At 71.3% G+C, this 12612-nt stretch carries 12 protein-coding genes; 5 read left to right on the top strand and 7 right to left on the bottom strand.

Annotated elements, in window-relative coordinates:
- Nucleotides 1-13: 13 nt before the first annotated feature.
- On the top strand, nucleotides 14-1843 hold the full coding sequence (locus IEY63_RS22520) for an N-acetylmuramoyl-L-alanine amidase family protein (protein ID WP_268239675.1): 1830 nt from the start codon (nucleotides 14-16) through the stop codon (nucleotides 1841-1843).
- A 574-nt stretch (nucleotides 1844-2417) separates the two neighbouring features.
- On the opposite strand, the gene IEY63_RS17640 is transcribed toward IEY63_RS22520, so the two are convergent.
- A complete protein-coding gene (locus tag IEY63_RS17640) occupies nucleotides 2418-3614 on the bottom strand; it encodes an amino acid aminotransferase (protein WP_189070305.1) in 1197 nt (398 codons plus the stop codon).
- A complete protein-coding gene (locus IEY63_RS17635; protein ID WP_229784793.1) occupies nucleotides 3604-4548 on the bottom strand; it encodes an EamA family transporter in 945 nt (314 codons plus the stop codon). The genes IEY63_RS17640 and IEY63_RS17635 overlap by 11 nt, the downstream gene beginning before the upstream one ends.
- Before the next feature lie 106 nt (nucleotides 4549-4654).
- Between IEY63_RS17635 and IEY63_RS17630 the strand changes: the two genes are divergently transcribed.
- The 4 genes from IEY63_RS17630 (at nucleotide 4655) to IEY63_RS17615 (ending at nucleotide 7556) form a co-directional block, all read left to right on the top strand.
- Complete coding sequence (locus IEY63_RS17630) at nucleotides 4655-5113, top strand: Lrp/AsnC family transcriptional regulator (RefSeq protein WP_189070304.1); 459 nt, start codon at nucleotides 4655-4657, stop codon at nucleotides 5111-5113.
- A gap of 68 nt (nucleotides 5114-5181) precedes the next feature.
- The gene (locus tag IEY63_RS17625) at nucleotides 5182-5868 is read left to right on the top strand and encodes an SDR family oxidoreductase (RefSeq protein ID WP_189070303.1); all 687 of its coding nucleotides are present in this window, start codon (nucleotides 5182-5184) and stop codon (nucleotides 5866-5868) included.
- Nucleotides 5869-5873: 5 nt separating this feature from the next.
- The gene (locus IEY63_RS17620) at nucleotides 5874-6887 is read left to right on the top strand and encodes an NAD(P)/FAD-dependent oxidoreductase (protein ID WP_229784792.1); all 1014 of its coding nucleotides are present in this window, start codon (nucleotides 5874-5876) and stop codon (nucleotides 6885-6887) included.
- Between the two features lie 9 nt (nucleotides 6888-6896).
- A complete protein-coding gene (locus IEY63_RS17615) occupies nucleotides 6897-7556 on the top strand; it encodes an HAD family hydrolase (protein ID WP_229784791.1) in 660 nt (219 codons plus the stop codon).
- Nucleotides 7557-7669: 113 nt separating this feature from the next.
- Here IEY63_RS17615 and IEY63_RS17610 read toward each other — a convergent pair whose 3' ends face one another.
- The 5 genes from IEY63_RS17610 to plsY all read right to left on the bottom strand — a co-directional run bounded on the left by IEY63_RS17610 (nucleotide 7670) and on the right by plsY (nucleotide 12596).
- Nucleotides 7670-9445, bottom strand: coding sequence for a proline--tRNA ligase (locus IEY63_RS17610; protein ID WP_189070302.1), 1776 nt, complete (start codon nucleotides 9443-9445; stop codon nucleotides 7670-7672).
- A gap of 337 nt (nucleotides 9446-9782) precedes the next feature.
- Nucleotides 9783-10802 (bottom strand): aspartate-semialdehyde dehydrogenase, encoded by a 1020-nt coding sequence (locus tag IEY63_RS17605; protein WP_189070301.1) that lies wholly within the window; start codon nucleotides 10800-10802, stop codon nucleotides 9783-9785.
- 182 nt (nucleotides 10803-10984) lie between these two features.
- Nucleotides 10985-11518: a hypothetical protein gene (locus IEY63_RS17600; protein WP_189070300.1), complete on the bottom strand. Its 534-nt coding sequence runs from the start codon at nucleotides 11516-11518 to the stop codon at nucleotides 10985-10987.
- A 46-nt stretch (nucleotides 11519-11564) separates the two neighbouring features.
- Complete coding sequence (locus tag IEY63_RS17595) at nucleotides 11565-11864, bottom strand: hypothetical protein (RefSeq protein WP_189070299.1); 300 nt, start codon at nucleotides 11862-11864, stop codon at nucleotides 11565-11567.
- A 141-nt stretch (nucleotides 11865-12005) separates the two neighbouring features.
- The gene (gene plsY / locus IEY63_RS17590; protein ID WP_189070298.1) at nucleotides 12006-12596 is read right to left on the bottom strand and encodes a glycerol-3-phosphate 1-O-acyltransferase PlsY; all 591 of its coding nucleotides are present in this window, start codon (nucleotides 12594-12596) and stop codon (nucleotides 12006-12008) included.
- Between the last annotated feature and the right edge of the window lie 16 nt (nucleotides 12597-12612).

The raw sequence follows: 12612 nt of genomic DNA, 5'->3' as shown, positions 1-12612 counted from the left end.
GCTATCCCCAGACATGCGCCGCCCCGCCCTGCCCACCGCGCTGCCGGTCTCGCTCCTCAGCGCCGCTCTGCTGACCCTCGGCGCCGCCCCCGCCGCCACCCCCAGCGCCCCCGGCACCCCGAACATCCTGGTCGCCTACCCGCCCGCCGACTACCGCGTGGCCTTCGACCACGTGATCCTGGAAGGCATGGTTACGCCCGGCGCGACCCTCACCGTCAGTGGCACCCCCGTCCCTACCGGCCCCGATGGGCTGTACATCAGCTGGTTTCCGCTCAAGCCCGGCGTGAACGACCTGCGCCTGATCGCCCGCACCCCCGCCCGCCCCGGCCAGCCCGCCCGCAGCGCCACCCGCATCCTGCGCGTCACCCGCACCGTCCCCCGCGCCCTGCCCGCCACGCCCACCACCATCAACCGCGACAGCCTCGCCCCCACCCAGCCCACCGAACTGTGGGACGCGGCTGGCGACACCCCCCAGGAACGGCAGATTCCCGTCCGATTCCAGGGCAGCCCCGGCGCACGCGCCAGCGCCCGCATCACCGCACTGCCCGCCCAACCCCTACGCGAAGGCCCCGCCGGCACGTACACCGGCGCCCTCGACGTGCCCCCCACCGCCCGCCTCAGCAGCGCCCCCATCACCGTCACCCTCACCGGACGCGACGGCCGCACCACCACCGCCACCGCCCAGGGCCGCGTCACCAGCACCCCCGGCACCGCCCGCACCATCACCACCCCACCCGGCACCGTTCCCGGCCCCGGCCTGAACGCCAGCAGCACCCGCCTCACCACCACCCAGGGCGCGCCCCTGCTCTACCCCCGCGACGGCACCACGTACCGCGCCGTCGGCCGCGTCGGCAACGACCTGCGCGTCCGCCTCGCCCCCGGCACCAGCGCCCTCATCACCGCCAATCAGACCACGCCATCAGGCTTCACGCCCCCACCCGCCCCCGACGGCGGGCCCATCACCGTGGACGGCAACCCCGACCAGCTGACCCTCCACCTGCCCCTCGGGGCCGCCCAGCCCCCCTTCACACTCACCCAGACCGGCGAGCGCACCCTGCGCCTCACCCTCTACGCCACCCCCACCCAACCCCTCACCCCACCCGAGCAGAACGACCCCCGCCTCACCCGCCTTGACCTGAGTACCCCCACCCCCGGCGTCACCCAGCTCGACCTCACCCTCACCCACCCCCTCTGGGGCTTCACCGCCGACCACGACCGTGACGGCCTCACCCTCACCACCCGCCACCCCCCCACACTCAACCCCACAAGACCCCTCCAGGGCCGAACCATCACCCTCGACGCCGGCCACGGCGGCACCCAGAACGGCGGCGCCGGCAGCCTCGGCACCCCCGAAAAAAACCTCACCCTCCCCATCACCCTCCTCACCGCCCAGCTCCTCGAAGCCCAGGGCGCCACCATCACCCTCACCCGCAACACCGACACCACCCTCGGCCTCTACGACCGCGGCCTCATCGCCGAGCAGAGCGGCAGCGACCTCCTCATCAGTATCCACGCCAACGCCCTCCCCGACGGCCGCGACCCCCGCGGCACCCGCGGCCCCGAGATCTACTACACCCACCAACAAGCCAAAGGACCCGCGCAGGCCATCCTCACCGCCATCCGCACCCAACTCCCCGACCTCGGCCCCGGCACTGGCCTCAAACCCGACGCGGACCTCGCCCTCACCCGCCCCACCACCCAACCCAGCCTCCTCATCGAAACTGCCTACCTCACCGACCCCGGCAACCTCCGCATCCTCAACAGCCCAGCCGGGCAACGGCGCATCGCGCAAGCCATCGCGGACGGAGTGATCGCGTACTACGCCGGGCTGGCGGGGCGGTAGGTGTGCGGCTCGCGGCGGACGGCTTCAAGGCTCGGTAAGGGGGCGCCTGGCGGCGGGCTGCCCCACCCCCCAACCCCCTACCCCAGAGGGGCAGGGGGAGCTGACGTTGGCACTGGGCAAGAGTTTTTACTGGCGGGGCGTAGGTGTGTTGGGCGGTGACGTGTCCGGCTTCGACGCCATCCTCCGCTCCCCTCGCAGGCCCGCGCGCTGCGCGCACGACGGCCGGTGGCCGTCTGCGGTCAGGTGATGCGCGGAACGTTTAGCGCCGCTGATCGACTTTGAAAAGACGGCTGGTGCGAAAGCAAGAAAAAGTAGAACCTTCCCGCACGCACCAGGTTGTGGGGCCAACCCAGCGTCGGAGCAGCCGAGCCCGTCGTGCGCGCAGCGCGCGGGGCGCGCGGGGCGAACGCGGCGTAATCGGAGGCATGCAGCCCCATCTGTGGCCGTCCCCGCCGCATGCCCGCTGACCACCTCAGCGAAATACCTGCCCAGTGCAACGTAAGCCCCCCCTGCCCCTCTGGGGGAGGGGGCTGGGGGGTGGGGCAGCCCGCCGCAGGCGCAGACCTTCTACCTGTTACTGCGCGACAACCTCTCGCCCGTACACCGCGACCAGCGCCTGTGCAAGTCGCGTGATCGCGTCGTCGGGAATCCCGGCGATGTTGATGCGGCCTTCGCGCGTACCGTAGATGGCGTGGTCGCGTTGGAGGGTGTCCATCTGGTCTGGCGTGAGGGGCAGGAGGCTGAACATGCCCTGGTGCTGCTCGATGCTGAGGAGGTCCTGGGGTGCGTTTGCGGCGCGCAGGGCGGCGCCGAGCGCGGCGCGGACGGTGCGGATGCGGTCGCGCATGGCGGTGAGTTCGTGGTGCCAGGGTGCGGGGTTGTTGAGGAGGTTGGTGGCGATGGCGGCGCCGTGTTCGGGGGGCATGGAGTAGGTGCGGCGGGCGATGCCTTCAAGGACACTGAGGACGTCGGGCAGCTCGGCGGGGTGGGGGGTGAGGACGGTGGCGGTCCCGGTGCGTTCGCAGTAGAGGCCCATGTTTTTGGAGCAGCTGGCGGCGATGAGGACGGTGCCGAGGTGCCGGGTCATGATGCGCAGGCCCTGGGCGTCCTCGGTGAGGCCTTGACCGAGGCCTTGGTAGGCCATGTCGATCAGGGGGATGAGGCCGTGCTCGTGGCAGTACCTGGCGAGGGCGTGCCAGCTTTCCTGGCTGAGGTCGATGCCGGTGGGGTTGTGGCAGCAGCCCTGCACGAGGAGGATGTCGCCGGGCTGCGCGTGCCCGAGGGCGCCCAGGATCGGCTGGAGGTCGGTTTGGCCGGTGCCGTCGTCCTGCCAGGGGTATTCGGCGGTGAGGAGTCCGGCGGCGCGCATGAGGGGGTGGTGGTTGGCGTAGCCGGGGTTGGACGTCCAGATGGTCGCTTCGGGGTTCGCGCTGGCGATCAGGTCGGCGAGGGTGCGCAGGGCGCCGGTGCCGCCGACGGTCTGCACGGTGACGGCGCGCTCCAGCGTGGGGGTGTGGTTGCCGAGGAGCAGGCGGGTCATGGCGGCGTTGAGGTCGGCGTTGCCGCTCAGGGGCCGGTAGACCTTGCTGGGGGCCGCGTCGGCGAGGGCTCGTTCGGCGTGCTGGACGGCGTTCAAGACGGGCGTGTGGCCGTGCGCGTCGCGGTAGATGCCGATGCCGAGGTTGAGTTTGTGGGGGCGGGGGTCGTCGCGGTGGGCGTTCTGCAGAGCCCAGAGGGGGTCGAGGGGGAGGGGGCGCAGGTCACTGAACATGGGCAGCTCCTTTACGGCTAGGCATGAGGTTGAAGACCAGAACACCGGTGGTAACGATGGCGACGCCGATAGCGGACGCGACGCTGGGCCGCTCGCCGAGCAGGGGCAGGGCGAGCAGGGTGGCGAGGACAGGGGCGAGGGCGCCGACGGTGGCGCAGCGCAGCGTGCCCAGGTGTTTCAGCGCGTAGGGGTAGGTCAGGGACGCGACGACGCCGACCCCGATGCCCTGCACGGCGATGAAGGGCAGCAGGCCCTGCCAGGGCACCTGCATGAGGTGGCTGGGCAGCGTACCGGTCAGCAGCAGCGGTGTCAGCAGCAGCAGCGAGGGGTACGTGACGAGCATGGCGACCGCGAGGGGATCGAGTCCGGCGCGGCGCATGCCGAGGGTGTACCCGCCCCACAGCAGGCTGGCGCTCAGCAGCAGCGCGATCCCGGTGAGGGGAGAGGCGCCGACCGTGCCCAGCCCGGCGACCAGCAGGACAACGCCGAGGAGGATCAGGCCCAGTCCGGGCCACTGCGCGGTGGTCACGCGGTCGCGGAACAGCAGGGCGCCGACCAGTACGACGGACAGTGGGGTGGTGCCCGCGACCAGGGCGCTGACGTGCGCGGCGGAGGTGCTGGCGCCCCCGGCGGCGGCGATCAGGAAGAACGGCAGGCCCGCCCCGGCCGTGATCATCAGCGCCGCGTGGGGGGGAACGCGCCGTAGCGCGGGCAGGCGCGAGGGCAGCAGCGGCAGCAGCAGCGCGGCGGGAATCAGGAAGCGGATCAGGGCCACATCACCCGGCGTCAGGGGCGAGTGCCCGATGGCGCGGATGGTCAGCGCGAACGCCGCCCAGATGAGCACCGTGACGGCCAGGGCGGTCCAGCCGAGCAGGGCCGGGGCGGGCCGGGCGCGCCCGGCGGCCCGCAGGAACGTGGGGTTCGGTTGACTCACCCCTGCATCCTCAGGCCGCAGGCGGGTGCCGCCCTGGAATGGTCAGAAGCTGCCAAAACCTGCCGTGCTGGGCTGGATCAGGGGCAGAATCTGCCACAATCCGCCCATGGACGACCGTGATCGCCGCATCCTCGCTGCTTTGCAGGCGAACGGGCGGATCAGCAACCAGGATCTCGCGGATCAGGTGCACCTTTCTCCGTCGCCGTGCCTGCGGCGCGTGCGGCAGCTGGAGGACTCCGGCGTCATCCAGGGCTACACCGCCCTGGTGGACGAGGAGGCGTACGGGCTGACCGTCACGGCGTTCGTGCGGGTGCGGCTCCAGCTGCACACGACCGCCAGCATCCGCGCGTTCGAGGACGCCATTGCCCGCATGGACGCCGTGCTCGACTGTTACGTCATGACCGGCGAAGCCGACTACCTCCTGCGCGTCCTCGTCCCTGACCTGAAGGCGTACGAGGCGTTCGTGCGGCGCGAACTGCACGCCGTGCCCGGCATCGCCTCCATCGACACCAGCTTCGCGTACGGCCGCGTCAAGCGCGCCACGGTGTACCCGCAGCTGGGATAGAGGCGGCGCCTCTTCACCGTTTCCTGCGACCCCCACCTCACGTCCTGCGGCCCTGCTACCGTCGGGCCATGAGTGTTCGTCCGGTGACGGTGGTGACGGGTGCGGCGGGTGGGATTGGGGCGGCGCTGGCGCGGGAGCTGGCGCCGGGGCATGACCTGATCCTGTCGGGCCGGAACGTGGGGGCGCTGGAGGCCCTGTGCGCGGAGGTGGGGGGCACGCCGCTGGTGCTGGACCTGACCCGACCCGAGTCCTTCGAGGCGGCGCTGGTGGGGCTGGGGCGCGTGTCGAACGTGGTGCACAACGCCGGGGTGGTGGAGCTGGGCGCGGTGGTGGAGCAGGATCACGCGGTGTGGTCGCACACGCTGGCGGTGAACGTGGTCGCCCCGGCGGAACTGACGCGCCTGCTGCTGCCGCGCGTGCGCGCAGAGCGGGGCACGGTGGTGTTCGTGAACAGCGGTGCGGGCCTGCGCGCGAACGCGGGCTGGGGCAGTTACGCGGCAAGCAAGTTCGCCCTGAAGGCCCTGGCGGACGCGCTGCGTGAGGAGGAGGCCGCGCATGGGGTGCGGGTCACGAGCGTGTACCCGGGCCGCACAGCGACGCCCATGCAGGAGAAGGTGCGGTCGCAGGAGGGCGCGCCGTACACCCCGGAGGCGTTCGTGCAGCCGGAGTCGGTGGCGGCCCTGATCGCGTTCGCGCTGAACGCGCCCCGGGACGCGCTGCTGCCGGACCTGAGCGTCCGCCCCGGCCCGCAGTGAGCGCCGTGGATGTCCCGGCGCCGCATGCCGGGGAGGTCGTGCCGGGCCTGTGGGACGTGCTGATCGTGGGCGCGGGCCCGGCGGGTCTGAGTGCGGCGCTGACGCTGGGTCGCTCGCGGCGGCGGGTGCTGCTGCTGGACGGCGGGCCGCCCCGTAACGCGAGCGTGTCGGCGGGGCACGGCCTCCTGACCCGCGACGGGATCAGCCCCCAGGAACTGAAGGCGGCGGCCCTGGCGGATCTGGAACCGTACGACGTGACGGTCCGTGAGGATCACGCGCGTGAGGTCCGCCGCGTGGGCGAGTGTTTCGACGTGCGCGTGGGGGACGCGTGGCAGCGCACGCGCGTGCTGGTGTTCGCGACGGGCGTGCGGGACATCCTGCCGCCGGTACCGGGCCTGCGGGAACGCTGGGGGCAGGGCGTATTTCACTGCCCGTACTGCGACGGCTGGGAGCACGAGGGCCGCGCCCTGGCGGTGTACGGGTCGGGGCAGTCGGCGCATCACCTCGCTCTGACGGTGCGGGCCTGGTCGGACCGCGTGACCCTGCTGTGCGACGGCGAGCCTTGCCTGACGCCCGAGCAGGCGCTCGACCTGGAACGGGTAGGGGTCACCGTCCGCACGCAGCCGGTGCGCCGCGTGAGTGGCGGCCCTCTGGAGGACGCCCCGGTGTGCGTGTCGTTCGTGGGTGCCCCGCCCCTTCAAGTGGACGCGGTGTTCCTCGCGCCCGAGCAGCAGGGCGGCAGCCACCTGCCCGCCGCGCTGGGCTGCACGCTGGACGGGAAGGGCCGCGTGACCGTGGACGGCAATCAGGAAACCAGCCTCCCGGGCGTGTTCGCCATTGGGGACATGACGGGCGCGCCGCAGTACGTGGTGCAGGCGGCGGCGGCAGGCATGCACGCGGCGCAGGTGATCAACACGCGCCTCATCCACGCGGCGGTGCATGCCCTGGGCGCGGCGTTCCACAAGAGCCCCGAGGACGGGGAAGAGGTGGCCCGTGATCCTGAACCGCACGACGAGTAAGGTGCGCGGGTGAGGCTGCGGGCGGTGCTGTTCGATCTGGACGGCACCTTACACGACCGGGCCGTCACGCTGCGCGCGTGGCTGGCCGGGCACGTCCGGCAGTTCGGGCTCCCGGACGGGTACGCCGAGCGCTTCCTGGCGTTGGAGGATCACGGCTACCGCCCGAAGGCGGAGGTCATCCTGCAGCTCGTGCAAGAGTTCGCGCTGCCGCATGACCCGCGCACCCTGCTGGGCACTTACGCGGGCCACGTCCAGCACGCCGTGCCGATGGCCCACGCGCACGCCGTCCTGCGCGAACTGCGTGCGCGTGGGGTGCGGGTGGGGGTCGTCACGAACGGCTGGGAGAACCTCCAGCGCACCTGCGTGGACGTGTGCGGCCTGACCGGCCTGATCGACGACCTTATGATCAGCAAGGCCGTGGGCCTGAGCAAACCCGACCCGGCCATCTACCGGCTGGCGCTGGACCGCCTGGGTGTCCGCGCGGATCAGGCGTGGTTCGTGGGCGACTCGCCCCGCAACGACATCGCCGGACCGCAGGCGGTCGGACTGCGCGCCGCGTGGTTGCCCACCACCCACCCCCTGCGCGGCGAGGTGCCGGACGCCACGCTCCGCGACCTGCGGGACGTCCTCCCAGCGGTGTTCCGGGAGACTGACGCTCAGTCTTCCTGAACCGAGCGGAGCGAGAGACCGCCACCGGACCGCAGAGGGAAGCAGAGTGGAGGCGCGTGAGATCGGCCCCTCCGCAAAGCTGGACGCTGCGGACCGACTGCCGGACCAGCCCGTTAACGGAAGCGGGCGCGCAGCCAGCCCGCCACCTCAGCCAGCGGGAGGGTGACCGTCTCGCCGCTGCGGCGATCCTTCACCTCCACCTCGCCGCGTTCGAGGGTGCGGCCCAGCGTCACGCGGTACGGGACGCCCAGCAGGTCCGCGTCCGCGAACTTCGCTCCGGCGCGTTCGTCCCGGTCGTCGAGCAGGGCGGTCAACCCCACGGCACGAATCGCAGCGTACACGCTCCGGGCCGCCACCTGCTGCCCCTCATTCCGGACGTCCACCACGATCAGGTGCGCGTGAAACGGCGTGATGGCGTCCGGCCAGACCAGCCCCCGCTCGTCGGACAACTGCTCGGCGACGGCCTGCGCCAGCCGCGACACGCCAATCCCGTAGCAGCCCATCTGGAACGGCCGTTCGCTGCCGTCCGCTGCGGTGAACGTCGCGTTCATCGCCGCCGAGTACCGGGTGCCCAGCTGGAACACGTGCCCCACCTCGATCCCCCGCGCCGACCCGAGGATCTGCGTGTCGTCGTGCAGCGCGGCCTCGCCCGCGCGGGCTTGCCGCACGTCCACCTCTTCCGGTAGGGCGTACTGCGTACCCCAGTTGGCGCCCGTGACGTGCCAGTCAGTCTCGTTTGCGCCGGTCGTGAAGTCCCGCAGCGCCGCGCCCGCCGGGTCGCACAGCCGCAGGAACGATCCCACCACGTCCTCCCGCGCCGCAATCGCGCTGTCCGGCAGGTCCGGCGCGAGGTACCCCAGCGGCAGCGCCCCCGCCGCCCAGGCGTCCGGCTGCGCGACCTCCAACCCCACCAGTTCCCCGTCCACGCGGGCCTGCACGGCGTTCCACAGCTTCACCGGGTTCACGCTGTGATCCCCGCGCAGACTGACCAGCACCGGCCGCAGCACCCGCCGCCCCGCCCGCAGGAACACGGCGTCGTACAGGACGTTCTTCAGCATGTGCGCCGCGTCGCAGCCCAGTGCCGCGCACGCCCCGGCGACCGTCGCCGTGCCCGGCGTGCGCTGCCGCGCGAGGCCCGTGAACGGACTCGGGGGCGCCACCGAGGCCCGCGACGCCGCCCGCTCGGCGTTCGCCGCGTACTGCCCGTCCGGGGTGAACAGCACCTCGTCCTCACCCACGTCACTCAGGACCATGAACTCGCGGCTTTCGGCCCCGCCGATGTTCCCGCTGTCCGCCTGCACCGCCCGCCACGCCACGCCCAGCCGCGACAGCACCCGCCCGTACACGCCGCTCATCGCCTCGAAGTGTTCCTCCAGGCTCGCGCCGTCCGCGTGGAAGGAGTACGCGTCCTTCATCACGAACTCCCGCGTCCGCAGCAGCCCAAAACGTGGGCGCAACTCATCCCGGAACTTCCGCCCGAACTGGTACACGCTGACCGGCAGATCCCGGTAACTGCGCACCAGCCCGCCCACCACGTCCAGCGCGACCTCCTCATGCGTCGGGCCCAGCGCGTGCGCCCGCCCCGAGCGGTCCGTCACCGTGAACATGATCCCCTCCGCCACCGCGAGCGCCTCCCAGCGCCCGGACGCCTCCCACAGCGCCCGCGGCTGGAGTACCGGGAAGCTCACCTCCTGCGACACGCCCTCCAACTCCTCACGGATCAGGGCCTCCAGCCTCTGCATCACGCGGGTCATCAGCGGCAGGTGCGCGTATAGGCCACTCCCCACCCGGCGCACGTACCCGGCGCGCAGCAGGTGCTGAATCCCGCGCGTCTCGGCGCCCTCCGGTGTTTCACGCCACGTGCGGAACAGACTCTCACTCAATTTCATGTGGTGCCCCCCCTAGGGGTGAATCACGACCCGCGCCGCGCGACAGCAGGCGAGGTCGGACTGATGCGATGTGACGGCGCGCCCAGCTCAGGGCCGGGCGGCAACAACCAGAAGTGGCAGCGTCACACCCCGGAGGGTGGCGGGAGCACGGGCAGGCCCGCACCGATCCGGATGGTGGGGGAGATCTGCACGCTCATGCCGCCCAGACTAGACGCGAGGCCGGGGGTGGTCAAGCAGACCTGCCAGTGGTGGGTTGTCGGTCGTGGGATGTGGGGAGGGCGCACGAAAAAGGGCGGGGTGCAGGCCCACAGCTCACACCCCACCTCCCATGATCCGGTTACGCCCGCTGTTTGGCCTTCAGCGCGCCTTTCTGCTGGAGGTACTCGGCGATCTGCACGGCGTTCAGCGCTGCGCCTTTCAGGAGCTGGTCGCCCGCGACGAACAGGTCGATGCCGCCGTCGAACACCAGGGACTCGCGGATGCGGCCCACCTCGACGTCGTACTTGCCGCTGGCGGTCAGGGGCATCGGGTAAATCTTGCCCTCAGGGTTGTCGCGCACCTCGACCCCGGCGGCCCCGGATAGCAGGTCACGCACGGCGTCGGGCGTGGCGTGGCGTTCGAGTTCCAGGGTAATCGCCTCGCTGTGGGTGCGCAGGGTGGGGATGCGCACGGCGGTGCAGCTGATCTTCAGGCTGTCGTCCCCGATGATCTTGCGGGTCTCCCACGCGACCTTCATTTCCTCCTTGGTGTACCCGTTGTCCTGGAAGGAATCGATGTGCGGGATGACGTTGAACGGGATGGGGTGCGCGAACACACTGGCCTGCGCCTGCTCACCGTTCAGTTCCGCGCGAGTCTGCTCGAGCAGTTCCTCCATGCCCTTGGCACCCGCGCCGCTGGTCGCCTGGTACGTGCTGACGATCATGCGTTTCACGCCGTACGCGCGGTGAATGGGCGCCACGGCGACCACGGCAATCGCGGTCGTGCAGTTCGGGTTCGCGATGATGCCCTTGTGGGCCAGCGCGGTGTCCCCGTTCACCTCGGGCACGACCAGCGGCACGTCGGCGTCGTAGCGGAAGGCGCTGCTGTTGTCGATCACGACCGCGCCGCCCTCCACCCATTTGGGCGCCAGGGCTTTGCTGATGCTGCCGCCCGCCGACGCGAGGATCACGTCCGCGTCGATGGCGCCCTCGGGCGTGACCTGCACGGTCAGGGGCTGACCCTTGAAGGTCAGCTGCGTGCCCGCGCTGCGCGGGCTGGCATAGAGGAGCAGTTCGTCGAACTGGAGACTGCTGCTTTCCAGCACCTTGAGAAGTTCGTGGCCCACCGCTCCGGTCGCTCCGACAATCGCTACGCGCATGCTCGTCTCCTTGAATGAAAAAACCGCCCGGCGTGTCTCGCGGGGCGGCTGTCAATCGACACCGCCCTCACGGGGTAATGGTGGTCATGACGGTCATGCGCCCCAGCGTAGGGGCTGCCCGCATGGGGGTCAAGGTGACCTGCCTAGCGTGAAGGGACCGTGGGGAACGGGCGGACGTGGAATCAGACGCGCCCGGGGGCGCCGCCCACGCCCTGATGGACGCAGGGTCCGGCGGTGGGAACGGTCAGGGTGATGCTCGTCATGGAGGTGAACGAGTTCATGTTGAGCGCCCCGTCTCGCCGGACGCTCAGCGTGCCGAACGTGCGGAGCTGAAGGTCCTGCGTGGCGAGCCAACCCGTCAGGTCGCGGACCTGCGCGCCGCTGAGGTTCAGGCAGGTGCGCCCGGCGCGGCCCAGCAGGTCCTGCATCAGGCTCAGGTGCGGCTCGTTGAAGGCCTGCTGGGGCACCACGATCTTCAGGTCGCGGATGGGCTGATTCGGCGCGGCGCTCGTGACGAACGCGAAAACGAAGTCCGGATCGGTCAGGCTGCTCAGCATGAACCCGTCGTGTCCGGTCTTCTGGATGACCGCGCCGGTCACCGCCACATGCGCCAGCGTGATCGGGGCCGTGCCTGCCGGGCTGATGCGCGTGGGAGCGGCCTGGGCCTGAGCGGTTGGCACGGTCAGGAGGGCCGTCAGAAGCAGCAAGCGGGTCATGGCCTCACGGTACGGGCGCGGGCACGCCGGGATTGCCGCAGGTGCGTTACTTGCGGCGGCGCAGAAAGCCCAGCCATCCGGCGCGTTCCGGCTGCCGGGCGGGGGCGAAGTCTTCCATCTTGATCTCCGCTTCGGGGTGCGGCGCGGCTTCCCAGCCGTAGTCGGTGGCGATCAGGCCGCCCAGGCGTCCGGCGGCGTACAGGGCGTGCGTGCGTTCCTGTTCCTCGGTGACGGCGCGGGGGTCGGCCAGCGCTTGGAGCATCGCCTGGAGGCTCTCGTCGTCGCAGGCCCAGTGGCCCTGGGTGAAGGTGGCTTCCTTGCCGTACACGCGAATCCTGGCCGTCATGCGTTCCTCGGGGGTGCCCGCCCGCGCGGGCTGAAGGAGGGGATGGGTTGTGGGACGCGGACAGCATAGCGTACGGGTCACGCAAATGCAGAGGGCAGACGCCGCACGCTGCGGCGTCTGCCCTCTGCGTCGGGGTTCGGGTCAGGCTTTCTGGCCGAAGCGGCGTTCATTCCCGGCGGTCAGGCGGCCCACGTTGTCCCGGTGCTGCCAGGTCAACAGCGCCGCCAGGGCCGTCACGACCGCGCCCAGCCACTCGGGGCCGACCAGGAACGCCGTGAAGGCCGCCGCGATGGACGCCAGGATGCTGCCGGCCGACACGAAGCGGGTCAGCCACACGGTCGCGATGAACAGCAGGGCGAAGGCCACGCCTGCCACGGGCAGCAGCGCGGCGACCGCGCCGAAGGTGGTGGCGACGCCCTTGCCGCCCCGGAAGCGCAGGAACGGACTGAAGTTGTGGCCCAGCACGGCGGCCACGCCGCACGCGGCCATGACGGCCAGGCCCAGGTCCAGCTGGTAGGCGGCCAGGACGGCCAGGGCGCCTTTCAGGATGTCGAAGGCGGCGACGACCAGGGCGGGGCCGTTGCCCAGGGACCGCTGGATATTGGTGGCACCGCTGTTGCCGCTGCCGACCGTGCGGATGTCCACGCCGCGGGTACGGGCCAGCCACGCGGCGGCGGGGATGGCCCCGAACAGGTAGGAACACAAAACCGTCAGCACGGCAGAAAGGGTCACGTTTGCATGATAGGTC

Origin of the sequence: Deinococcus radiotolerans (assembly GCF_014647435.1) — a bacterium.
GTDB lineage: Bacteria > Deinococcota > Deinococci > Deinococcales > Deinococcaceae > Deinococcus > Deinococcus radiotolerans.
The sequence above is the reverse complement of the archived record's forward strand: the minus strand, read 5'-3'. Positions and strand labels throughout refer to the sequence as shown.